The organism is Neorhizobium sp. T7_12 (assembly GCF_002968535.1).
In the GTDB taxonomy this organism is placed as follows: domain Bacteria; phylum Pseudomonadota; class Alphaproteobacteria; order Rhizobiales; family Rhizobiaceae; genus Neorhizobium; species Neorhizobium tomejilense.
In genome coordinates, this window is record NZ_PVBK01000055.1 from 1 (window position 1) to 435 (window position 435).

At 52.9% G+C, this 435-nt stretch carries 1 pseudogene; it reads right to left on the reverse strand.

The window, feature by feature from the left end:
• Positions 1–435, reverse strand: a pseudogene (locus C5J26_RS32415) (DNA polymerase IV); the annotation flags it as partial.

Here is a 435-nt window from a genome sequence, read left to right on the forward strand (position 1 = left end):
GACGGATTTTCGCAACCTTTCGCTGTTAACGTCGCGTTCGTCAATGCCCTGACTACGCTCCCACAAAATGCGGCCAAATTTGCCAAAGCGTTTAAGCAGCATCACCAGATCACACTTTTGCACATCACCGCAGGTCCGCAGCCCCATCGCTTCCAGTTTTGCCGCCGAGACTTTGCCGACGCCAGGAATTTTTGCCAGCGGTAAGGTTTGAAGAAATGCCGGAACTTCTGCCGGAGTAATAACAAACTGACCGTTGGGTTTATTCATGTCGGAAGCGATTTTAGCGAGAAACTTTACCGGCGCAACGCCCGCAGACGCCGTCAGTTGCAGCTCGTTGAAGATTGTCTGGCGGATTTCCTGGGCGATGAGGGTCGCAGAACCGTGGCAATGCACACTATCGGTGACGTCGAGATAGGCTTCATCCAGTGATAACGG